The organism is Undibacterium sp. Di27W (assembly GCF_049340345.1).
Lineage (GTDB): Bacteria > Pseudomonadota > Gammaproteobacteria > Burkholderiales > Burkholderiaceae_D > Undibacterium.
Genome location: NZ_JBMPOS010000022.1, coordinates 19,352 through 41,264, shown reverse-complemented (window position 1 = coordinate 41,264; position 21,913 = coordinate 19,352). Strand labels below are relative to the sequence as shown.

20 protein-coding genes are annotated in these 21,913 nt (G+C 49.7%); 8 read left to right on the top strand and 12 right to left on the bottom strand.

Annotated elements, in window-relative coordinates; translation table 11 throughout:
* Positions 1 to 8: 8 nt before the first annotated feature.
* From ACO0LF_RS28845 to ACO0LF_RS28815, 7 genes are all read right to left on the bottom strand, one after another.
* Complete coding sequence (locus tag ACO0LF_RS28845; RefSeq protein ID WP_423020420.1) at positions 9 to 1,421, bottom strand: multicopper oxidase family protein; 1,413 nt, start codon at positions 1,419 to 1,421, stop codon at positions 9 to 11.
* Positions 1,422 to 1,455: 34 nt separating this feature from the next.
* On the bottom strand, positions 1,456 to 2,889 hold the full coding sequence (locus ACO0LF_RS28840) for a TolC family protein (RefSeq protein WP_423020418.1): 1,434 nt from the start codon (positions 2,887 to 2,889) through the stop codon (positions 1,456 to 1,458).
* Between the two features lie 11 nt (positions 2,890 to 2,900).
* Positions 2,901 to 3,269, bottom strand: coding sequence for a hypothetical protein (locus tag ACO0LF_RS28835; RefSeq protein ID WP_423020416.1), 369 nt, complete (start codon positions 3,267 to 3,269; stop codon positions 2,901 to 2,903).
* Between the two features lie 156 nt (positions 3,270 to 3,425).
* Positions 3,426 to 3,824, bottom strand: a complete 399-nt coding sequence (locus ACO0LF_RS28830) for a hypothetical protein (protein ID WP_423020414.1) — start codon at positions 3,822 to 3,824, stop codon at positions 3,426 to 3,428.
* Between the two features lie 77 nt (positions 3,825 to 3,901).
* Positions 3,902 to 4,357 carry a DUF305 domain-containing protein gene (locus tag ACO0LF_RS28825; RefSeq protein WP_423020412.1) on the bottom strand — a complete coding sequence of 152 codons (456 nt, stop codon included), beginning with the start codon at positions 4,355 to 4,357 and terminating at the stop codon, positions 3,902 to 3,904.
* Positions 4,358 to 5,118: 761 nt separating this feature from the next.
* On the bottom strand, positions 5,119 to 6,042 hold the full coding sequence (locus ACO0LF_RS28820; protein ID WP_423020410.1) for a sterol desaturase family protein: 924 nt from the start codon (positions 6,040 to 6,042) through the stop codon (positions 5,119 to 5,121).
* Between the two features lie 5 nt (positions 6,043 to 6,047).
* Positions 6,048 to 6,533 carry a DUF2141 domain-containing protein gene (locus ACO0LF_RS28815; protein ID WP_423020409.1) on the bottom strand — a complete coding sequence of 162 codons (486 nt, stop codon included), beginning with the start codon at positions 6,531 to 6,533 and terminating at the stop codon, positions 6,048 to 6,050.
* A 123-nt stretch (positions 6,534 to 6,656) separates the two neighbouring features.
* On the opposite strand from ACO0LF_RS28815, the gene ACO0LF_RS28810 reads away from it, so the two are divergent.
* From ACO0LF_RS28810 to ACO0LF_RS28785, 6 genes are all read left to right on the top strand, one after another.
* Positions 6,657 to 7,220 carry a TetR/AcrR family transcriptional regulator gene (locus ACO0LF_RS28810; protein ID WP_423020407.1) on the top strand — a complete coding sequence of 188 codons (564 nt, stop codon included), beginning with the start codon at positions 6,657 to 6,659 and terminating at the stop codon, positions 7,218 to 7,220.
* A gap of 234 nt (positions 7,221 to 7,454) precedes the next feature.
* The gene (locus tag ACO0LF_RS28805; protein WP_423020405.1) at positions 7,455 to 7,850 is read left to right on the top strand and encodes a hypothetical protein; all 396 of its coding nucleotides are present in this window, start codon (positions 7,455 to 7,457) and stop codon (positions 7,848 to 7,850) included.
* Positions 7,851 to 7,950: 100 nt separating this feature from the next.
* Positions 7,951 to 9,231, top strand: a complete 1,281-nt coding sequence (locus ACO0LF_RS28800; protein ID WP_423020403.1) for a TolC family protein — start codon at positions 7,951 to 7,953, stop codon at positions 9,229 to 9,231.
* The gene (locus ACO0LF_RS28795; RefSeq protein WP_423020401.1) at positions 9,228 to 10,421 is read left to right on the top strand and encodes an efflux RND transporter periplasmic adaptor subunit; all 1,194 of its coding nucleotides are present in this window, start codon (positions 9,228 to 9,230) and stop codon (positions 10,419 to 10,421) included. The genes ACO0LF_RS28800 and ACO0LF_RS28795 overlap by 4 nt, the downstream gene beginning before the upstream one ends.
* Before the next feature lie 2 nt (positions 10,422 to 10,423).
* On the top strand, positions 10,424 to 13,660 hold the full coding sequence (locus tag ACO0LF_RS28790; RefSeq protein ID WP_423020456.1) for a CusA/CzcA family heavy metal efflux RND transporter: 3,237 nt from the start codon (positions 10,424 to 10,426) through the stop codon (positions 13,658 to 13,660).
* A 69-nt stretch (positions 13,661 to 13,729) separates the two neighbouring features.
* Positions 13,730 to 14,431: a HupE/UreJ family protein gene (locus tag ACO0LF_RS28785; protein WP_423020399.1), complete on the top strand. Its 702-nt coding sequence runs from the start codon at positions 13,730 to 13,732 to the stop codon at positions 14,429 to 14,431.
* Positions 14,432 to 14,895: 464 nt separating this feature from the next.
* Here the strand turns inward: ACO0LF_RS28785 and ACO0LF_RS28780 are convergent, their stop codons facing one another.
* The 5 genes from ACO0LF_RS28780 to ACO0LF_RS28760 all read right to left on the bottom strand — a co-directional run bounded on the left by ACO0LF_RS28780 (position 14,896) and on the right by ACO0LF_RS28760 (position 18,852).
* Positions 14,896 to 15,345: a hypothetical protein gene (locus ACO0LF_RS28780; protein ID WP_423020397.1), complete on the bottom strand. Its 450-nt coding sequence runs from the start codon at positions 15,343 to 15,345 to the stop codon at positions 14,896 to 14,898.
* A 10-nt stretch (positions 15,346 to 15,355) separates the two neighbouring features.
* Positions 15,356 to 15,535 (bottom strand): hypothetical protein, encoded by a 180-nt coding sequence (locus ACO0LF_RS28775; protein WP_423020395.1) that lies wholly within the window; start codon positions 15,533 to 15,535, stop codon positions 15,356 to 15,358.
* 295 nt (positions 15,536 to 15,830) lie between these two features.
* Positions 15,831 to 16,172, bottom strand: a complete 342-nt coding sequence (locus ACO0LF_RS28770; protein ID WP_423020393.1) for a hypothetical protein — start codon at positions 16,170 to 16,172, stop codon at positions 15,831 to 15,833.
* A 116-nt stretch (positions 16,173 to 16,288) separates the two neighbouring features.
* On the bottom strand, positions 16,289 to 17,323 hold the full coding sequence (locus ACO0LF_RS28765; RefSeq protein ID WP_423020391.1) for a tyrosine-type recombinase/integrase: 1,035 nt from the start codon (positions 17,321 to 17,323) through the stop codon (positions 16,289 to 16,291).
* A gap of 293 nt (positions 17,324 to 17,616) precedes the next feature.
* Positions 17,617 to 18,852 (bottom strand): replication initiation protein, encoded by a 1,236-nt coding sequence (locus ACO0LF_RS28760; protein ID WP_423020454.1) that lies wholly within the window; start codon positions 18,850 to 18,852, stop codon positions 17,617 to 17,619.
* Between the two features lie 789 nt (positions 18,853 to 19,641).
* Here ACO0LF_RS28760 and ACO0LF_RS28755 point away from each other — a divergent pair.
* Together ACO0LF_RS28755 and ACO0LF_RS28750 are read left to right on the top strand one after the other, a co-directional pair.
* Entirely contained in the window at positions 19,642 to 20,769 is a 1,128-nt protein-coding gene (locus ACO0LF_RS28755) for a ParA family protein (protein ID WP_423020389.1), read from the top strand.
* Positions 20,770 to 20,783: 14 nt separating this feature from the next.
* Positions 20,784 to 21,722, top strand: a complete 939-nt coding sequence (locus ACO0LF_RS28750; protein WP_423020387.1) for a ParB/RepB/Spo0J family partition protein — start codon at positions 20,784 to 20,786, stop codon at positions 21,720 to 21,722.
* Positions 21,723 to 21,913: the final 191 nt, after the last annotated feature.

Below are 21,913 nucleotides of genomic sequence, written 5' to 3'. Positions count from 1 at the left end.
ATTAAAAATTAATGTTCCATCTTGCCGACAGGTTTGCGGACTTGTACTTCTACTTGTTGCTGATTTTTTTGTTTCAAGGGCATGGATTTACCGCCTACGGTCGTTGCCCGTGCAGGTTCGGCGATGTTGCCGGTCCATTCCTGAGCGACTGTTCCTGGCGGATGCTTGTACCATCCGTGATCCTTGTAGTCGCCTGGCTTTTGGTCTTTTCTGACTTTCAAGACACTGAACATACCGCCCATCTCGACCCCGCCGAATGGGCCTTCACCCGTCATCATTGGTAAGGTATTGTCAGGGAGCGGCATTTCCATTTCTCCCATATCAGCCATGCCACGTTCACCCATGGCCATGTATTCAGGGATAAGACTGGTAATTTTCTTGGCAACACCAGTGTGGTCAACACCTATCAGGTTAGGGGTGTCATGTCCCATCGCGTTCATGGTGTGGTGCGACTTGTGGCAATGGAAGGCCCAGTCACCTTCTTCATCTGCCAGAAATTCAATCTGGCGCATTTGACCTACCGCGATATCTGTCGTGACTTCTGGCCAGCGCGCAGAATGAGGAACCGGGCCGCCATCCGTGCCTGTGACCTGGAATTCATGACCATGAATATGAATAGGATGATTTGTCATCGTCAGATTACCGATACGGATACGAACCTTGTCATTTTTGCGGACGACAAATGGATCAATGCCGGGGAAGACGCGGCTATTCCAGCTCCATAAATTGAAGTCCAGCATGGTCGAAGTCTTGGGAGTGAAAGCACCAGGGTCAATATCGTAGGCATTGAGCAGGAATACGAAATCGCGATCCACTTCAGCAATCTGCGGATGTTTAGCTTTGGGATGCGTTACCCAAAAGCCCATCATGCCCATCGCCATTTGTGTCATTTCATCTGCATGCGGGTGATACATGAAGGTGCCAGGCCTGCGCGCGACAAACTCATACATGAATGTCTTACCAGGCTGTATCGACTTTTGGGTTAGGCCCGACACTCCATCCATGCCGTTCGGCAGGCGTTGCCCATGCCAGTGCACGCTGGTATGTTCTGGCAGCTTGTTAGTGACAAATATCCGCACGCGGTCGCCTTCCACCACTTCGATGGTAGGACCAGGTGACTGGCCGTTATAACCCCACAAGTGTGCTTTCATGCCTGGAGCCATTTCACGCACGACAGGTTCAGCCACCAAATGGAATTCCTTGACACCATTATTCATCCTCCATGGCAAGGTCCAGCCATTAAGGGTGACCACCGGGTTATACGGGCGTCCTGTATTTGGCACTAGCGGTGCCATGGTATCCGGCGAGGTCTGGGTGGCAGGGTCTGGCAATGCTGCCATGGCGACTTTGCTGACTGACGCAGCGGAGGCAGCAGCAGTGATCGCGCCCAGGCCGCTTAAAAAACTTCTTCTTGAACTCATTTTATTTCCTCTATTTTCAGAATGCGCGACGTCATCAATGTCCAGCAGCCGGTGCATCACTGCCACCCATACCAGACATCGGTGCGGCGCTCATGTTGGGGCGACCCAACAAGCTCATTTCCAGATCAGCTTGCGCAATCCAGAAATCACGACTTGCCTCAATCGCGCTGTTGACACTGGCGATTTGGGAGCGTGCATCGGCCAGCAGATCAAACACGCCGATCAGCATGCCGTTGTAGCGCAACTGGTTTTCGTCAGACACGCGCTTCTTCAAAGGCACGATTTCGTTTTGATAATGCATGGCAATGTCATAGCTGGAGCGATAGCCCAGATAGGCTTCCCTGACTTCAGATCGCGCATTGATGGCAATTTCCGCCGTGCGATTGATTGATTGCAAATACAGTGCTTCCGCTTTCGCTACCCTGGCACCACTCCAGTCAAACAGTGGCAACTCCAGTGTTACCGAGTAACCTTTCTGTATTGGTTGATCATTGAACGTATTACGAATAGCACCTACTTCCAGCACATTGATGAAACGGGTCGCTTTGCTCAGTCCCAGATTTTTAGCCAGTTGCTCTGTACCCAGGCGAGCGGCTTGGACATCCAGGCGTTGCGTCATCGCTAGTTGCTCGACATTCGCCATGTCATCTGGCTTTTTGGGTAGGTCGGGCAATCTAAGCGGCAAGGTAAAGGCTGTTTGAGGCCCCCATAACCCCATCAGACGCGTCAACTTCTCTTTGCTACGCGTTTGGGCCTGCTCTGCACGTGCCAGATTGAGGGCGGCTTCAGCAAAAAATCCTTGTTCTCGGGCCTGTTGCAGTTTGTTGTAGTTACCTGCCTGTGCCAGTCGTCCAGCCAACTCTGCACCTGCGTCAGCGGCTTTTTTGACCTGTTGCATGTACAGCATGGTCTGGTCTGCAGCCACAGCCATGTAGTAGGCTTTGCGCGTTTCCGCAGCCAAAGACAACATTTGCATAGTCACTTCACGCTTGGTTTGCTCGAAGCGACGTTGTTCCATCTGCCTGGTTAAAGGCATGGTCAACAGGTGGGCAATATTAAAAGTCAGGCTGCGGTCGATTTCAATTTCACTACCTTGCCGTGTACGGCTGAATGAAAACCCGGGATTAGGTAGGCGGCCGGCCTGCACAAAATCAGACTCGGAAATGCCCAGTTCATAGAATGAGGCCTGCAGCCCACGATTATTAAGCAAGGCGATTTGCACGGCATCATCGACAGTCAAGGGAGATGCAAGTAATTCTTTTACCCTTTGTGCTGCGGTGTCAGTCGCGTTATCAGAACGCTGCCAGGTAACTTCCTTGCCAAGGCGCTCTTTGGCCACTTGCTCTACCGTTGAAAATCCGCCATCAGTACTAAAACTGGCGCAGCCGCCCAGTATCAATGGGAGACTGATCAGGGCGGCGAGCTTGCTTGGCCGGTGGAAAAACTTGCCATTTGAGGTTGTTCGCATGGTGGTTTCCTTCATTTTGAATGACTGCTGTGATCCATCGACTTGGCCTTGTCCGTTGCGGGAGTTTCTTTTTCTTTCGCGGCAGGCTTGGTGTCTGTGGTGTCTGGCTCTCTCGCCTGTTTGGCATAAACTCGCCATCCGCCTATACGCGCAGTTGTGTCATTCAACTCCTTCCATGAACCAACTTCCTGATCGGTAAAGAGACGATAGTTTTGTAAAGTGGACAGATAGATCACCGGTGGCACAATGGCCTGGGCGTCTGCGGGATTTGGTCGTTGGCTGCGGTTTGCTTCCTGCGCAAGGACGTTCTGACCCATGGTAAGCATGGCGAGCATAGCCAGTACCAACCGTAGCCTTGACGGAAAAATAGATGGATTCATGAAATCCTCAGTGAGTAATAGGTAATGTAGCCAAGGCGAACCGTGCAGATATAGACGCGGCAATGCAATGGCGGATATCAACGCAGGGCTAAGCTGATTGAACAGACGATCAGCGCCTCTATAGCTTCAGATAGCTACTGGCGTTGCAGGTGAAAATTAAGCGCGGGGAGGTCGTTCGAGGCCATCACTGATATGGCCGAAAGGGGAAGAAAAAACCAGACTGATTTTTTCTGATGAAGGAGTGGAAACGGGAGGGACAGTAGAATTAGTGACCAAAGCCGCACCGACACAGCATGAAGCGCAAGCGCTACATTTGTCTTTCATAGACTTGGCGGTGGGAGACACTTTAGCTACTGTATTGTCTGAGACTTTATCCGCATCACTGTGCTGATGACCGTGTTGTCCGGCTTGCGCATCGTCATGATCATGCTGCTCGCCTGGGAATGCATGGTGATGTTCCGTGTTGCAGTCCACCATAGCTGCAGCAGCGAAGCCCTGAAAGGGTATCGCCACAAACATGATGCACAGCAGAAAGAGTCGGAACAGCTTTTTCATGAGTTGGATTATAGCGCGAATTTTTCTACATGCTACTCCCCAACAAAATGGGGAGCACATACCTGGGTTTGAATCGGTTATTTACCGGGCTGACTGGAACTCATGCTGGCCTCATGTTTTTTGAGCCAGTTATCGAATTCGGCCATTTCCTTCTTTTGCGCAGCAATGATTTTTGATGCCATTTTTTTCAACTGCGGATCTTTCCCTTGCTTGAGTTCAACTTCGGCCATATCAATCGCTCCTTGATGATGTTCTTTCATCATCATCGCGAAATCATGGTCGGTATCACCGGACATGCTCATGGAAGACATTTTTTGTTGCATTCCTTCCATCGATTTCTTAATCGCCATGTCTTTGTTTTCAGCCATGGCATTACTATGCATGGAGGCATTGCCTGCTGGTTTGGAATCTGAGGAATTCATCTGTGCGCTGGCGATCAAAGGCATACTGATGCTGGAAACGACGCAGGCCAAAATGAAACTACGTACATGAGATGATTTCTTAGCCGGAGCTGGTGGGTAAATTTTTATCATACTGTACTCCTATTACTGGTTGGCCATTACGCGACAACTGCTTGCGCAAACACGACAGATTTTTTCGCAATCGCCCATTTCGTCCAACGCGGCGCAACTATCAGCGCATGCTTCGCAAATTTCGGCACAAAGTGCACAATATTTTGCGCAAAATGCAGAACCTGACAATTGCAAATCAACTGAGGTTTGGCATATCTGGGCACAATTCATCATTAACCGGAAATGCGCAGGCTCGACGTGCTTCCCGCCTGTATCGAGGCAATGGCTCATGGCGGTCTGTAGGCAGGTTTGATAGCATTTGTTGCAGGCATCAATGCAGGATTGCATGTTGTTCATATTCATCGTTTTCTCCTGGCGGTACCCAACAACTTGCTCTCTCCTGAATGGATCGAATGGAAAGTTGCTGAAAATTTATCATAAAACGAAGGCTATGTTAATACCGTGCGGTAGTACACACAGTGTCCGCCGACTTTGTTATCGGCTGCCTCAGTTTGCATTTTGGTTTGAGCCATGCAAAGCACAAAAATCCGCAGCCTAGGCGTACCTCAGAACAGTTCGCATAAATTTTTCAAATGCAGGAAGGCATACTGAAGAAAGCCTGATTTTTGGGCTGACAACATTGTGGACTTCCTTGGCGTAATAAATTTAAGACTCCTCGTCTATTTTGTTCAGGGCGTAAAGCGCTTTCAGCGCCCTCCCCCGCATCTAATGCGGCCCTAGCGGGGAGCATGACGCATTCGTTGAAACACACTTATTACCTCTCACTTGAATGGAATCAGCAATACGTGGAGCATTTCGGCGCTCTCGGGATAAGCTTCTGGTTCATGGACACCAAGCGATTCAGGCATTGAACCATGGTGGTAGTCAAAACTACCAAAAAGCTGGTCCCAGATGGTGACAACGGCTGCATAGTTCTTCCCTTCACCCAGCGCTGCACTGTGATGGTAACGGTGGAGTTCGGTGCCCATGAAAATATAGTTAAAGTATCCCGCCCTGACATCGACGTTGAAATGTGAAACCAGCCCCTGAAAACCTGTTAGGACTGCGGCCGCAAAGATAGCTTCTGTTGAAAAACCAAGGAACACCGGTGGCAACATCAGTATTGCCCTGACATAAGCACCATTGATGGGGTGGCCAACTGCGTGCATGAGGACATATACCTGTTGCGGAAGATGGTGTGCAACGTGGGTTTTCCACAGCCATTGGCCGAAACGCCTTCGTCCCTCGTGGCTATAGCGATGCACCCAATACCACAGAAAATCAGAAATCAGAATCGCAGCGCAAGCTTGTCCCCACCATGGCAACCACAGGGTGTTACTGGCAGTGCCAATTCCAATCCACTGCGTCAGTGCGGTGAGGCCGAAGGTAGTGCCAGCCAGTGCCACGCCATTGACCAGCATCATCGGTACGTCCCTACGGAAGAAACTACGCCAGGTCATGGACCAGTCAGGCCTGGCTGGCATAGTCCATTCCAAAACGAGCATGCTGCCTATGACAACAATCAAATAAATCGTATAAGCCTGTTTAGGGTTTCCCAGCAACTTTTGTGTATTCAGATAAATGAATGCGAGTGTAAGCGCCAGGCCGATGGGGTAAAAACCAAATTTGATGAAGCGGATGAGGTATGCATGCATAGAGCTACTTTTAGATATGGGGCCATAGGTCTTGGCAGGTAAGGTTTGCATCGTATTCACTCCATGTTAAGCTGGATGGTTTGTGGGCTATTGCCATGTGCGAAGCGCAGTTTTTCAAAGTTGGGCATACCAGAGGTAAGGCTGACCCTGAACCCATTGGAGAAACCAAGTGCTTCCACTGGCAAGCCAAAGAAATTGTGATCAACAGTGCCGTTATCATTGGCGTCATGAAAAACCACGACCGCATACACGCCCGCAGGCAGAGCCGGAAAAACGAAGTTGCTTTTCCCATCGTGTATCGTGGCGCTGATTTCCTGCTGTCCCTTCTTGGTCACTTCATTCCCTGGCAGATAGAGCCTGGCAATAGCATGGCCTTGATTCGTTTTAAAACCACTTACCAACACGGTCAGGTCGCCCGACTGCCGTTGTGCGGTAGCTATGCCGCTGGTTGTGAGCAGGATAAGCAACGCGGCTCGTAGTACATGGCGGTATCCTCGCTGCAAGGAACTATGCAAAGGTTTATCAATGGTGTTTGTCATCATGGACTTGTCTGAAAATGGACAGGCATCCATAATCGCAAGCAAGTGAGCTTGCCAGAAGAACCAAATTCCTCTTCGCGACCATTTACAGACATTTTCCCAACTCTTGTTCAGGAAGTCCGCACGATGTCCGCAGAAACAGTACCTGACCGCCGTGTTCTCAAGACCAGATTGGCCTTGCGTGATGCTTTGCTGAGTTTGTTGACCGAACATGGCTGGGATGAACTTAGCATCCAGGAGATTTGTGAGCGAGCCAATGTCGGGCGCTCAACGTTTTATCTGCACTTCGATAGCAAAGATGATCTGCTGTCAGAAAGCCTGAATGACTTGCGCGATGCGCTGACCATCGCCACTGCAACTGATGGAGCACCACAGCAGCCATTTGCTTTCTTGTCTGGATTGCTGGCGCATATGGAAGAAAATCGCCGGGTATTCAGAAATGTCGTCGGTCGCCGCAGTGGTTATGGTGTCGAGCGACGGTTCCGAGAAATGGTTTTTCAACTGATAGAGCAAGATCTACTTAAGCAGAAGGTAACCGACAGTCAACGGCAAATGCAGGCGTGTTATCTGGCTGGAGGCATCGTTGACCTGATGGCGTGGTGGGTAGACGCCCCGGACGGACCATCTATAACCGTGTTAAGACAGTTCATTTTAACCAAATGCCGAGCGAGCATGGATCTGCATGCATGAGGATCTGAATTGGAAAGGTTCTTGCCCGGTTGTTGGCCTTTTCGTCAAAACACAAGTAAGTGAATGATTAATGTAGGAAGTTTGATAACTTCAATTTTACCGATACGTTATAGTAAATTTGATGTCTTCATTAACGGGATGTAAACCAGGCATTGACATTCCATCCTCTCGACGGGATATAATCGCGCAACTTGATAAAATGTCTGACGACAAACGCTCCAAGCTTTACCCAATATGACAAAAGCAATCCTGATTTTCCTGCTGATGGTGCTTCCGTGGCAAGCAATTGCTAGCGCGGAACGTAACTTCACGCATGTATTGGGTAGCGGCAAGAGTCATGATCAAGGATTTATCGTCAAGCACATTGCTGAGCATGCCAACCATATCTTGCATCATCATGACGACGATGCGGATGACAACGATGACGATGATACGCATGTCGATGATTCCTTGAAGTCTGTTCAGCATCTGGCTGACTATGACCAGGCTGGCAGTCTGAACGTCTTGTTTTTTGTACCCCGCCAACCAGACGGGGCATACATTTCGCCTACACCCTCGGTCATCTGGTCAGATAGCTTTTCTGACCGAACGACCATACCCTTATTGCGCCCGCCTCGTACACCCGCCTGAAACGCGGGTAATTCGCCCTATGTGACCACTTCATAATGGATGGTCACTACGTCTTGTCACCCGCCTTACTGCAATCCATTTAATCCTGCAGAGGCTATTCATGTACAAAATTCCTGTACGCTTGCGCGCTTTGTCGCGTGCGCGTCCAACTGTTAACGCTGCAATGCTCGCATTGCTGCTCGGTTCTGGCACTTCTCTGAGCCATGCCGCAGAAACGCCATCCTTTGCTGCCTTGCTTCAGCAAGCGCAATTGAAGGCACCATACTTACTAGAACAAGCTGCCAATGTCAGGGCAGCCAGTGCTGATGCACGCCAGGCCAGAGCCTTGTCAAATCCGTCGCTCAGCATTACCGCAGAAAATCTGGGCGCACCCTTGTCTGGTGGGCAGAGTCAGCGCCAGGACACTTATGCGATTACCCAGGTCTTTGAAGTGGGTGGCAAGCGGTCGGCGCGTATTGAGGCTGAACAGCTCAAGTCCGCTGCCGTTGGCACTCGCGAGCGCCAGGCCCGCATTTCCTTTGCCAATGAATTGGCCATCTCCTATGCGAGCGCCGAAGCCATGCAACAGCGTAAGACAGTGGCAGATGCCGAACTTGTCAGGGCAGAAGATGACCTGCGTGCCGCACAAGCGCTGGTTAAGGCCGGTCGGGAAGCGGACCTGCGGCTGGCACAGGCACGCGCCAGTGTCGCTGGTGCCCAAGCCGCCGTGCAGTCGGCATCCGCTGATGCGACCGAGGCAATGGAGCGATTGACCGCCATAGTTGGTGCCACCGAGTCTTTTACACGCATCGACCATCCTTTTCTGGCGACCGCAAGTGCAGTTCGTCCTGCAGGTGCATGGTCGACAGATACCACGCCTGCATTGGCGAGCGCAGTTGCCGAACGGGATGCAATCGCCGCACAAATACGCGTGGAAGAAAAACGCTGGTTGCCGGACATAGGTGTCAGTGTAGGCATGCGCAAGTTTGGCTGGAGTAACGAAAAAGCCGCAACTATTGGCTTAACGGCGAATATTCCCCTATTTGACCGCAACCAGAATGGCGTCAACGCTGCCAGGGAACGCGCTACCAGTGCGTCCATGCGTGTAGAAGCTGCCAGGCTCGAAGCCACAGCAGCTCACCGTTCTGCGCTAGCCCAAGTCCAGGCATCAGAGAAGCGCCTGCAAGCCGCGGTACAAGGTGAAGCAGCCTCAGGAGAAGCGTACCGGCTTGGTCGCGTTGGCTATGAGGCAGGCAAGACCCCGCTAGTCGAATTACTCGCTATCCGCCGTGCACTGTCAGAAGCCATGGCACTCACTATTGATGCCCGTCTGGCCCGTGTGCGCGCACTAGCCACCCTTTCAACGGCTGAAGGCCGCATCGCATTTGGAGAAACACCATGATGGAACAAGAACGCCGCTCCATGAACTGGCCTGTCACTGTTGGTCTGGTCGCAGTCGCCGCCGCATTGGGTTTTGGTGCTTCGCACTGGATGGCCACAAAGAAAACGCCCACAACTGTACCTGTTGCCGCCAGCGCTGCTGCGTCCGCCCAGGCTGAGAGTGGTACGCCAGAAATCAAGATACCAGCCGAATATCTGAAGATCGCCAAGATCGCCGTAGAGCCTGTGCTCAATGGTGGTCTGGAAGCGGAGATTCTGGCATCAGGTACAGTAACTGCACCACCTCATAGTGAAGCCATCATCGTGGCACGGGCATCAGGAAATCTTTCGCGTATCTATCGCCAACTGGGCGACACGGTACGTGCCGGTGAAGCCCTGGCGCTGGTAGACAGCATGGAGGCGACTTCCATGTCCGCTGACAGAGCCGTCGCCAGCGCCAAGGTGGAGCTTGCACGTAAGGCCTTTGCCCGAGAAGCCACGCTGTTCCAGCAAGGGGTGACACCGCGTCAGGAAATGGAGGCCGCACAGTCTGCATTGGCAGTGGCAGAGAGTGAAGCGCAACGTGCCGTCACAATAGCCCGCACCGCACAGGTAACGGGTGATGGTAAATCAGTGGCGGTTGTCAGTCCTATAGCAGGCAAGATCACCGCGCAAATGGGAACGCTGGGTGGCTTTGTGCAGCCACAGACTGAATTGTTCCGGGTAGCCGGATTCGGCCCAGTGCAGGTTGAAGCATCGGTATCTGCTGCCGACATAGTCCGCATTGCCTCTGGGGATAAAGCCACAATCATTGCCAGCAATGGCGCACCGGTAGCAGCGACCGTTCGCTCGGTAACTTCCACTGTCAATGGCAGTACCCGCGCAGCAACCGTGGTCCTGACCCCGATACCAGTCACAAGCGCGGGGACAGGCTCACGTGCGCTGGTGGTGGGAGAAGGCGTGCAAGCCCGACTGCATGTCAAAGAAGGTTCGACTGCTATCTCAGTACCAGAAGACGCTGTACAAAACATCGATGGCCGTGACGTACTGTTTGTACGTACAAAAGAAGGTTTCAAAATTCAGCCCGTCATGGTTGGTACGCGTAGTGGTGGTGTTGCACAAATCGTGTCCGGCATCCGTGCTGGCGAGCAAGTCGCCACCCGAAATGCTTTCCTGATCAAGGCGGACATGATTAAGAGTGGCAAGGAATAATGATGATTGACTCTATACTTACCGGTTCAGTCCGGTCACGCTGGGTGATCCTGTTCCTGACCATCATTCTAGCGTTGGTCGGTGGCTGGCAATTGAACCTGCTGCCGATTGATGTCACCCCAGACATCACCAACAAACAGGTGCAGATCAATACGGTGGTGCCTACCCTGAGTCCGGTCGAAATCGAAAAACGCGTCACCTTCCCAATCGAGACAGCCCTGGCTGGCTTGAATGGCGTAGAAAGCGTACGCTCGTTCTCACGCAATGGTTTTAGCCAGGTAACTGCGATTTTCAAGGAAAGCGCTGATCTTTACTTCATGCGCCAGCAAGTCGCAGAACGCCTGGCGCGTGCCAGACCTGACTTACCTGAGGGAGCAACGCCCCAACTGGGGCCGGTGTCCACCGGGCTTGGCGAGGTATTCCACTATAGTGTCGAATACGCTCATCCGTATGGTAAAGGTGCAAACCGCAACGATGGCAAGCCAGGTTGGCAAACTGATGGCAGTTTCCTGACCGAGCAAGGCGAACACCTGAAAACCGAGGTTGCCAAACTGGCTTACCTGCGTACGGTGCAGGACTGGATCATACGACCTCAGTTGCGTACCACGCCCGGTGTGGCCGATGTTGACTCCCTGGGTGGTTATGTCAAGGAGTATGTGGTCGAACCTGATGCCGCCAAACTGGCAGCGCAAGGAATCTCGTTTGCCGAGTTGGCCAAAGCTCTAGAAGACAATAATGTCTCTGTCGGCGCGAACTATATACGCCGCTCTGGTGAATCCTATCTGGTGCGCGCCGATGGCAGGATACGGACAGCGGATGAAATCAGCCGTACGGTAGTGGCAACGCGTAAAGGTGTCCCTGTTACCGTTGCCCAGGTCGCCGTTGTCAATATAGGCGGCGAGTTGCGCTCTGGGGCGGCTAGCCGCAATGGCTATGAAACCGTGGTTGGTAGCGCATTGATGCTGGTAGGTGCCAATAGCCGTACTGTTGCCCGCGGCGTCGGCCATAAATTGCAAGAGGTTGGCAAAACACTGCCAGAAGGGATAGTTGTGGTGCCCACGCTGGACCGTTCGCAACTAGTGGTAGCAACCATCTCTACAGTTGCCAAAAACTTGGCCGAAGGGGCCTTGCTGGTTATCGTCATCCTGTTCGCCTTGCTGGGTAACTGGCGGGCTGCCCTGATTGCGGCCTTGGTCATCCCATTATCGCTGTTAATGAGCGCTATAGGCATGAACTCGCTCGGTATTTCAGGCAACCTGATGAGTCTGGGCGCACTGGATTTCGGGCTGATCATCGATGGTGCAGTCATCATTGTGGAGAATACGCTGCGCCGCCTGGCAGAACGCCAGCACAGTGAGGGCCGCTTGCTGGTACTCAAGGAAAGGCTGGAGGAAGTCATTGCTTCGTCCCGCGAAATGCTGCGTCCTACCATTTATGGTCAGTTGGTGATCTTCCTGGTGTTCTTGCCATGCCTGACCTTTCAGGGCGTGGAAGGCAAGATGTTCTCACCTATGGTCATTACGCTGATGCTGGCATTGGGTTCTGCCTTCGTATTGTCATTGACCTTTGTGCCAGCGCTGATTGCGGTGCTGATGAACAAACCAGTGCCTGAAAAAGAAGTCAGGGTCATCATTGCCACAAAGAACCGCTATGAACCGTGGCTGCGTCGTGCCGTGGCACATCCGCTGCCTTTTATTGGTACTGGCCTGGGAGTACTGGCCTTGGCAGCGATTGCCTTCAGCTTCGTCGGACGGGAGTTCATGCCTACGCTGGATGAACAAAACCTTAACTTATCTTCGGTGCGTATTCCCTCCACTTCGATTGATCAGTCGGTAGCGATAGATTTACCACTGGAACTCGCCGTCATGGAGTTGCCGGAAGTCAAAACGGTCTATTCCAAAGCGGGTACTGCAAGTCTGGCCGCTGATCCCATGCCACCCAATGCCTCGGACAATTACATCATCCTCAAGCCCAAGAATGAATGGCCGCAAGGTGTGACGACCAAGGAACAGGTGATTGAGCGCATCCGCGCCAAGACAGCGTCACTGGTGGGCAACAACTATGATGTTACCCAGCCTATCGAGATGCGTTTCAATGAGCTGATAGGTGGGGTACGTAGCGACGTGGCCGTCAAGATTTTCGGGGACGATCTGGATCAACTGGCGGATACGGCCAAGAAAGTTGCAGCAGTACTGCGCAAGACATCAGGTGCTGCGGATGTACGTGTCGCACAGACAGAGGGTTTCCCGACCTTTGATATCGTCTTTGAGCGTGCGGCGATTGCGCGCTATGGACTGACCGTCAAAGAGGTGGCTGATACTGCCTCGATAGCGCTTGCTGGTCGCCCGGCCGGTCAGATTTTTGAAGGGGACCGCCGCTTTGATATCGTAGTTCGCTTGCCTGGTGCGCTGCGTAACAATCTTGATGAGTTGGGCGCGCTGCCTGTCATGCTAACAGCGACTGGCGAGCAAAGCCGTGCTTCAGTGCCTCTGAATCAGCTGGTACAGTTCCGGTTTACCCAAGGCTTGAACGAAGTCAGCCGCGACAATGGCAAACGAAGGATTTATGTAGAAGCCAATGTCGTTGGTCGTGATCTTGGGAGTTATGTGGATGAGGCACAAGCCAGCTTAAGCAAGGAAATCAAACTGCCATCTGGCTCGTGGATAGAATGGGGTGGACAATTCCAGAACTTGCGCGCGGCTACAGAAAGGCTGATGATCATCGTCCCCATATGCTTTGTCCTGATCTCTGTCGCCCTGTACATGGCCATCGGCAATGTCATGCTGACCGCGACCGTCCTGACGGCAGTGCCTTTGGCATTGGCAGGTGGAGTGTTCGCATTGGCTTTACGCGGTATGCCGTTTTCTATCTCGGCTGCGGTTGGATTTATTGCGGTATCGGGCGTGGCTGTTCTGAATGGGCTGGTACTGATCTCTGCGATCAACAAACGGCTGGCAGATGGTATTGATGCTGCGACAGCAGTGATTGACGGCGCGCTGGAACGCCTGCGGCCAGTATTGATGACCGCGCTGGTGGCGTCATTGGGCTTCGTTCCCATGGCGATTGCCACGGGAACAGGTGCGGAAGTCCAGAAACCGCTAGCTACCGTGGTGATAGGCGGGCTGTTCACGTCAACCATCCTGACCCTGTTTGTCTTGCCTGCCATTACCGGCATGGTATTGCGCCGCCGCCGAACTACGCAAATACCAGCGACAGTCAGCCAAGTGGAACCAGCATAAGCCAGATCTAGTGCAAGTCGATATTCATTCCTGGTGGATGTCGACCATTTCAAATTGAGGGAGTGAGTAATGAAATTTTTAAAACGCGGCCCCAACACCTGGCACTGGATGCTGGCAGTGATGCTAAGCATGCTGGCCGGGGTGGCGCTGGCACATGGTGTATCCGAGTCGGATAAAGGATTCCTGCAAGGCGCGGCTGGCATTCAGATCATGCCCTACCTGTATCTGGGTGCCAAGCACATGGTGACAGGCTATGACCATCTGCTGTTCTTGGTGGGTGTGATCTTTTTTTTGTACCGGATGAAGGATATCGGCTTGTATGTCACGCTGTTCGCAGTCGGCCACAGCACCACACTGTTACTGGGCGTCTTGAATGGCTGGCATATCGATGCCTATCTGGTGGATGCCATCATTGGTTTGTCCATCGTCTATCGTGCATTCGACAACCTGGACGGTTTCCAGACTTTCTTAAAGGTGCAGCCGAATAAGAAAGCCGCTGTATTGATTTTTGGTTTCTTCCACGGCCTGGGCCTGGCAACAAAACTGCAAGATTTTGCCTTGTCACCGGATGGCTTGATCCCCAACATGATTGCATTCAATGTCGGTGTTGAGATTGGTCAGTTGCTCGCGTTGAGCATGATACTCATCGCCATGCGTTACTGGCGCAGTTCAGAAAGCTTCGCCCGCCATGCCGTCAAAGGCAATTTTGCCCTCATGACAGCAGGATTTGTGCTGGCCGGTTTCCAGTTTGCCGGCTTCCTCATTCAATAGGAGTTCTATCCATGTCCGAAACAACACAAAACGGCGCAATCTCCGCCCTTAAAAAAGAGTTATTACGTGGTACTGAGCCAGATCCCCTGCTCTCCAGGAGGATGACATAAATGCGGTTACAAGCTCATTGCGGGCGGTCTTACGGAGATCAAATTCAAAAAACGATACGATGCTAAAAAATCGTACGCGCCATCAGTCTTTACCAAATCTCGATAGACTATAGAAAACAATACAGCGATCATCATCGATATTGGTTTGCTATGCACGCGTAGCAGCGCAGGTGTTAACCAGTTGGCTGCATCAATCGCAGATTTGTGCGCTGCTTTCTCCGCATCTAACATAAGCGAGGCGCATGCATTGTTTGCCTCTTCTGTCATATCGAAGGAACTTCTTTCATATAGGGCGCAGGAATATTGTCAATAGCACCAACTATGCGTTCGAAGTTCGGTACAGTCTTCGTCGTACTAGTTGATGGCAATTACCGCAGGTCGCCTTGGAAGATTGACCAAATACTCATGCAGCAAATCGAAATTGAAAGCCCGTATATTGGGAACTTGGGTAGGTTCTACCTGTGTGGTCAACCATTGCACAAGATCATCTGACGTGGTGTTGAATAGATTCAAAACCTTATTCAAGGCTACCAGCGAATTATGCTGCGGCACCATGGGCACATAGTTAATCCTTGAAAATATTTGACCAGACGGTTGTTTTGGGTCGTATTCATATTGCAAATAAAACAGCTTTAATAGTCGCAGGAACTGAGCATTGAGCGGGTCGAGTCCTGCACCACCTGCACCACCTGCACCACCATTACTGACATTGCCTATGACAGTTTCCCACGTTTGCAGAGGGGGCAAAGACTGATTCAGCAAATTGAGCAGTTCGTCACCTACACTATGTCCCGTATGGAACACAAAGATTGGTTCATTGCTTCTTTTTTTTTTGGCCAGTAAATTGATAAGCTTTGTCGGTGATCGTTTTATAAAGGCCGCTCACTGGCTTCTTGGGTAAGCATTGAAAACGGCGGACTGGCACAATGTTATAGAGCATCACCATTTGTGTGCGATCTGATTTGATTTGGTGAAATGCGCTGGGAATAGTCATGGCCGGATCTCAATCTGAGTAGTTGATGGTTGACGATTACATAGGAACGCCAGGATTACGGCTCTTCGCAGAAATGATGTTCACTGTTTGATTTGGTTGGGTTATTCTGAGTCATGCCAATTTTGCATTTTACTCTTTCGCTGCGCCCCTTGCATTTAGAGAAGAGCGCAAATCCCCAGAAGTGATTGAAAATGAAATCGCGGTGATGTCGATCATTGCGTCGTCGTTTTTCAATTCGCAAGAACGGCGGCGGGACTCGAACCCGCACCCTCTCTACCCGTATCGACGGTGTTGGTCACCGAATGTCGAAAACAGAGCGCTCTTTCCTTAGAGCTTGTTCAGAAGAATCAAAAAGGACTGATAAGATAGAGGCATACGCCAAGGCAGGGTATGCGACATGCTTGTCAATACAAGCACCATCAATTTTACGAACAAAGGTATTTGGAGATTTATTGGCAACCTCAGGCATGTGTCGACTTAGCCAACTGCTTGGAAAGCGCTCACGTATTAGATCGCTTACAACAGGGCGCTTACCGATTTCACCGATACGCAATCCTGCAACACGGCATTTGACACGGATGACATTCGCCCATGCTTGAAGTCCGATCGGGTATGAGCGTTGCAACCACCCGAACATGATTTCCTGAAGACGTATTAACATGATCAGGCCACATCAGCATTTGCATGGATATACGCCTGCTGAGGTGTAGACTGGTATTGATCCTTACAATTTATATAGCATTTTGCTATTACTCAGGATAAATCCTTTAATCGCTTGTCTTTCTCGACCAGGAACAAATACTTCTGTGCAGAAGCCTGTTTTTTAAGACCGAGAAACTGCCCTACCAGCTCGACCGAGGCATTTTTTTTCTGAAGTTCACGAAATGCAAAAGAGTTACGTAGCGTTCTGCCTCCGCTATGAGTGGTTTCAATACCGGCACGTTCGAACGTAGCAGTTACTTGCCTGTAGACCGTCGCTTTGTTCAAAGGCTTCAAGTCTGTCAAAGACGTAGGGAACAATAGTGTGGTAGCCAGGCCCATTTGTTTCCTCTCCATCACCCAGTCCATAACAATATCTACGGCAAAGGGGCGTAATTGTGTCCGATGGTTGGCACCGTTCCCGTCAACAGATGCCTGGGAGATACTGATTGGCACGGAGCCATTGATATCGATCTCCCCGATGTTCTCAATGTACAGCCCAACGACCTCCGACACCTTAAGACCCGCCCCAAGCATGATCGCCTGCATCGCCCTATCACGCCTCTTCTTCCAGCCTTCAAAGCTCCCTTGGCCCTTATACGGGCTTGCTAAGGGCAAATTCCGGATGAACAGCGCCTGCTGTTCCAGCGTGAGCGCAACTTTTGACTTATCCCTCCCGGTTGACGCGCTGTTGAACAGCTCGACTGTAGCAATAGTCGCCGGATTAGGCTGCATCTCTATATGGGCATATACCCGCTCCAATAGTCTCAAATATCGCACCCGGATAAGGCTCAATGGTTTTGTGTTCCCCTCCCCTTTTGCCGCCTCTCCCCTATCAAGAAACCGCACAATGTCATCTGAAGTTACAGCACGCAGCGGTTTTCCATCCAGGTGACGAACGAATTTACCAAACATGGCGATATAGACAGTCATAGCAGATGCACGCATAGGGCGTGCGCTTTCACCAGAACTCCCTTGCAGGCCCCTAGTGCGACGCCCCAAGGATACAAAAGCCTCTGTTCTGACGAAGGCTTGGAATGCCTCCAGGGGAGCTAAGTTCCAGTTTTCAGGGGTATCGAAAATGTCCATATGAATAAAATGCAATTAACGGAATAGTTAACACTAACAATAAAACCAGCATACAACGGAAAAGGTTTATTTGCCAGCTGATGTTTTGCTGGTAGATAGGCGCTTCAAAAGCTTGGTAGCTGTCTCGTTAATTGCGTTTTATAGGTGCCAACACGCGTCATAGAAAACAGGTGTTGAATGACTCGTTGAATTTGAACGCCCAGAAAGTATCCATACTTCGGAGAGCCCGTGCAGTGAAAATTCACGAACCCAATAAGGGCTAGGAGATTGCGAGAGAATGAACTGCTTCTAAACTAGGCAATTTCAAGTTCACTTAGAAACGCTTCGATCTCATCGACTGTAGGTTCACCCCAAAGATGTATTGCTAGCCATTCGAAAAACGCCTGGCGAAAAAGTGTGGATTTCAACCCCGATTTTTTGTAGCCAGTAACGACAGCACTTACATTGTTGTGAGCGAAGTAGTTATCGATAAAGCCCTGGCGACCTTTTTCTGGCAGAAGATTAAAATGCTCTTCGCTTCTAACACGCTGTCTGGCAGCATACTTCTCTGCTGGAGTACTTTCGGTTCGAACCTTTGCTAACTTGGCCGATTTATTTACAAGAGTAGTTTCCGTCTGCACCGATGCATATTTACCTAAGAGCGCATTCTTGAAGTAGCCAGCCTTTGACACAACTGGCGCCAGTGATTTGTTTTGCGCCCTCTTCTCGGTCAATTCGATAGTTTTCTCAATGTCGCCTTCCTCATTTTCTGAGAATATCTTTCTGGCATCTGACTCAGACATCCCAAAAGACATAAGTTTCTCTACCAAATTTCCGTTTATCAGCGGCGGAATATCGATGTCTAATTTCTTTTGTTGCAATGGATGAATTGCGAATTGAATCGATGTTATTTTCCTGCCACCATCATCGCGATGCTCCAAAAGCTCGAGTTCATAATCCGTCACCAGGGTGTTAATCTCTGCAATCGCTGGCCGTAAGACATCTCGTTTGAAGTACTTATATTCATAATTTTCCGACAAACTGCCGGTTATCCTGGGTACCCACCACTGCCATGGCTCTCTGTTTGTTTTTTTCGTGGGATTAGTCTTATATCTCTCGATTATTTCGAACAGCGCTACCGAAGCAGACGAGCGAAGAGAAAAATAAACGACACTGAAGCGCGTATAGAAATGAGGATCCAGCAACTTTTCACGCAGTTTCGGAGCAAACGACCACTCAACAAATACTTCGTGACCACGGCCCTTTCGTATTATTGATACCTCAGACACCAAATTTGAGGTTATTTCTGAATGCCAAACTTCGTTATCAGAATCGAATGAATCTGAATTCCACTCTACAGTTACGTGCTGAAGACTGTTTATCGTATCGACGAGCAACGAAATATCTTTGGATCCATATTCCATGCTTTTCATGAACTCACCGAGCGCCCTTCGGTAAATTTCTTTGTCACCATCTTGTTGAATGAAGAGGATCATCATATGGAAAACCCGCCTAGAAAGTAACGTGAGCTTTCCGCTAGTGGGCCGCATACCAATACTCTCATTAGCTCGCCTAACCGTCCTCTCGGAGTTCTTAACGGGCGTCGCTATTGGAAGGTCCTGTGAGTCTTTGGCTAACATACGATGGTGAATTCTTCCTTGGTGAATTTTCACCGCAGACTATATCACCATTAGAGACTTTAGCAAACAGACATGAGGAGAACCCTATATCCACTCACCTTAATGCAAAGTTCCCTAAATTTATTCACCTTGCGTACCTAAGTAACCTATATCCACTCACCAACATCCCTAAAATATTTCACCTTACCAGGGTCTTCTTCCCTATTTATTCTCCCTAGAACCCTAAAAAACCTCCTTGCATCCCTAAACTTCCTCACCAACATGGCTGGAGAGCCTTTAAATACAAAGGTTTAGCTTTGGTTAATGTAAACAAAGGATTTTAAGGTTTACATACATCAAAACACTCAATAGAAACTCGCTGTGTGTATTTTGCATAAAACTGACTCAAAACAAACCCGAAAATGCAAGCCACTGGGACTTTTAAAGTGCCAATTTACGGTATTATTTTTCTACTTCACACTATGTAGTGGTAGTAACTAAAATGTGGGTGAATATTTTAACGTTTTGAAAAACGAACCTATGGTGAGGTTAACTAGGGAACTGTTACGGAAATGAAAAGAATTAAAATCTTCTTCGAATAGAACACTGCATTTTTATTGGTAGGGTATTCGCCGTTTTTTTTACTTTTGCCTACCAATTTACTTGACAGTATTGATCTAACTTGCGAAACTTAAAATTCTTTTTGATTCAGGGAATTTTATGGAAATTCGTGACACTTATGCCGATACCTCGCAATTCACACATCGTTTGAAGGCGACCGCAGCACTTCTGAATATTGCCGAAAATTCTTTAAGGAGTCATTTAGTTGATAGCGGTATCGACGTGGAAAGACAGTCGGCCAAAAATCCTGCCGCCCCGGCCGTTCGAATATTCTCTATAGAGAATATCTTCAAAATTGCAGATTGGCGGAGAACTACAAATAAGGTAAAGGCGTTTACAAAGAAGCCTATAGTTATCGCAATTAATTTGATTAAAGGTGGAGTTGGGAAGAGCACTACGACCGCAGAACTTGCAGTACAGCTACAACTCAGAGGATACCGCGTACTTGTCCTGGATCTTGATTCTCAATCCAATCTCTCCTCTTTACTTGGATATGAACCTGATCTTGAGGAGCATGAGGCTGCTAGGTATGGTTTATCTTCAAAGGCAATAGTCAAATATACCTTTGATCATCTATGCACACCATTTATTGAGTTTAGAAAAAATAGAGAGCATGCGTGGGTTGACTCCAAAGATGTGATCAAGATGCCTTTTGGTGAATATGGACCACATCTCATTCCATCCGATGTCTATTTCAGTGACCTTGGAGAGAAGCTGGCCAGCGCGCCAGGTGACCGAGATCATATTTTCCGCAACTTCTTTAAAGCATCAAAAGAGGGAAAAATACCTGGATTCGATGTGTCTCATTACGATTTTATTCTCATGGACTGTGCGCCTTCGGTTAGTGTTATTTCTTTGAATGCTATGGCTGCAGCTGACTATGTAATAGCCCCAGTTAAGATGGATTTATTTGGCGCTAAGGGTATTTCGAGACTAAATACCGAAGTGAACGGTCTCAAGCAACGATCAAGTGATGTCGACTTGGAAGTTTTAATTCTGCCCACGCACTACTCGCCTAACTTTAGTAGAACAGCCAGAATGACCGAACAGTTGCAGTCTTACAGAGACCTGCTAACGACCTGCTCCATTCCACAAAGCGAAATGTTCCCGAGTTCACAGGGTTACTATATGCCACTGACATTACAGAGTCCGACGAGTCAGCCTGTGAACGCTTATAAAGAATTTGTAGATGTTCTGCTGATGAACATTTCGAAAAGATTTAATTAACACTGGGAGTGCATATGAAAAAAAGAAACCCTCCACCAATACCTTTAGAGCAGCTGAACCGAAATTCCCGCCTGCGTGAGACGGCAATAGAAGTGGCTAAAAGCGAAACAGTAAGCGGGCTGGTACCAGTTGAACCTACGATGACCCCATCGAAAAATAGCAATTCAATGGGTGGGCAGCTTATACCTATTGCGAGAATTCGCGAGAGTCGCTATCAGAATCGAATTTTCAACCAGGAAGCGGATGAATTCATTGCAGAACTTGCCGAGAACATCGACAGCGGTGAACTCAACAGCCCCATTCTTGTGCGTGCACTACCTGACGGATGGTATGAATTAATTGCAGGTGAACACCGGGTTGAAGCATTCAAGCTTAACGGTCAGGAATCTATTCCAGCTATTGTAAAAGAGATGGGGGATATCGAAGCGGCCAAAGCGACTGTGTTGGACAATGTGTTTCATAAACCAACATCTGCTTTTGAATTATTCAGGGGTTTCAAAACCCTTATGGATTTGGGCGCATATTCGAGCCAAGGCAAACTGGCTAAAGCAGTGAACCTCTCAAGTTCCGAGATTTCTCGTTTGTTCCAGTTTGCAAAGTTTCCGGATGTTGCGTTAGAAAAATTGATGGAAAAGCCTAGCGCAATAGGAAGTAACACGGCGGATCAACTGGCAGCATTTTGTGAAACAAATCCAGAGCTTGTAAATGAAGCTATCTCCAAAGTTGTTGACGGCGATCTGGATCAGTCTCGCGCTGTTGGGTGGGTAAGGTCGAAAATTGCTCCAAAGGTTGCCGCAGAGTCCAGAATAGTAACCAATGCTGCAGGTAAGACTGTCTTCTCTGTATCGAGCGAGAAGAACTCTGTGCAAGTGAAGATTCACAAACAAAATGTGTCAGCCGAAATAGAGCAATTAATTTTTGATCTTCTCGAATCAAAAAAAGACACTCTTTAGTAAGTACAGCAGGCAGGCGCCTTACGACCTGTCTACCGTCCCTACTAGGGACACTCAGCAAACCGTCCCTACTAGGGACACTCAGCAAACCGTCCCTACTAGGGACACTCAGCAAACCGTCCCTACTAGGGACACTCAGCAAACCGTCCCTACTAGGGACACTCAGCAAACCGTCCCTACTAGGGACACTC

Excerpts from the sequence above, each read along its gene's own strand:
- ACO0LF_RS28845 (WP_423020420.1), bottom strand. The coding sequence starts at position 1,421 with ATGAGTTCAAGAAGAAGTTTTTTAAGCGGCCTGGGCGCGATCACTGCT.
- ACO0LF_RS28840 (WP_423020418.1), bottom strand. The coding sequence starts at position 2,889 with ATGCGAACAACCTCAAATGGCAAGTTTTTCCACCGGCCAAGCAAGCTC.
- ACO0LF_RS28835 (WP_423020416.1), bottom strand. The coding sequence starts at position 3,269 with ATGAATCCATCTATTTTTCCGTCAAGGCTACGGTTGGTACTGGCTATG.
- ACO0LF_RS28830 (WP_423020414.1), bottom strand. The coding sequence starts at position 3,824 with ATGAAAAAGCTGTTCCGACTCTTTCTGCTGTGCATCATGTTTGTGGCG.
- ACO0LF_RS28825 (WP_423020412.1), bottom strand. The coding sequence starts at position 4,357 with ATGATAAAAATTTACCCACCAGCTCCGGCTAAGAAATCATCTCATGTA.
- ACO0LF_RS28820 (WP_423020410.1), bottom strand. The coding sequence starts at position 6,042 with ATGCAAACCTTACCTGCCAAGACCTATGGCCCCATATCTAAAAGTAGC.
- ACO0LF_RS28815 (WP_423020409.1), bottom strand. The coding sequence starts at position 6,533 with ATGATGACAAACACCATTGATAAACCTTTGCATAGTTCCTTGCAGCGA.
- ACO0LF_RS28810 (WP_423020407.1), top strand. The coding sequence starts at position 6,657 with ATGTCCGCAGAAACAGTACCTGACCGCCGTGTTCTCAAGACCAGATTG.
- ACO0LF_RS28805 (WP_423020405.1), top strand. The coding sequence starts at position 7,455 with ATGACAAAAGCAATCCTGATTTTCCTGCTGATGGTGCTTCCGTGGCAA.
- ACO0LF_RS28800 (WP_423020403.1), top strand. The coding sequence starts at position 7,951 with ATGTACAAAATTCCTGTACGCTTGCGCGCTTTGTCGCGTGCGCGTCCA.
- ACO0LF_RS28795 (WP_423020401.1), top strand. The coding sequence starts at position 9,228 with ATGATGGAACAAGAACGCCGCTCCATGAACTGGCCTGTCACTGTTGGT.
- ACO0LF_RS28790 (WP_423020456.1), top strand. The coding sequence starts at position 10,424 with ATGATTGACTCTATACTTACCGGTTCAGTCCGGTCACGCTGGGTGATC.
- ACO0LF_RS28785 (WP_423020399.1), top strand. The coding sequence starts at position 13,730 with ATGAAATTTTTAAAACGCGGCCCCAACACCTGGCACTGGATGCTGGCA.
- ACO0LF_RS28775 (WP_423020395.1), bottom strand. The coding sequence starts at position 15,535 with ATGACTATTCCCAGCGCATTTCACCAAATCAAATCAGATCGCACACAA.
- ACO0LF_RS28770 (WP_423020393.1), bottom strand. The coding sequence starts at position 16,172 with ATGTTCGGGTGGTTGCAACGCTCATACCCGATCGGACTTCAAGCATGG.
- ACO0LF_RS28765 (WP_423020391.1), bottom strand. The coding sequence starts at position 17,323 with ATGGACATTTTCGATACCCCTGAAAACTGGAACTTAGCTCCCCTGGAG.
- ACO0LF_RS28760 (WP_423020454.1), bottom strand. The coding sequence starts at position 18,852 with ATGCGGCCCACTAGCGGAAAGCTCACGTTACTTTCTAGGCGGGTTTTC.
- ACO0LF_RS28755 (WP_423020389.1), top strand. The coding sequence starts at position 19,642 with ATGGAAATTCGTGACACTTATGCCGATACCTCGCAATTCACACATCGT.
- ACO0LF_RS28750 (WP_423020387.1), top strand. The coding sequence starts at position 20,784 with ATGAAAAAAAGAAACCCTCCACCAATACCTTTAGAGCAGCTGAACCGA.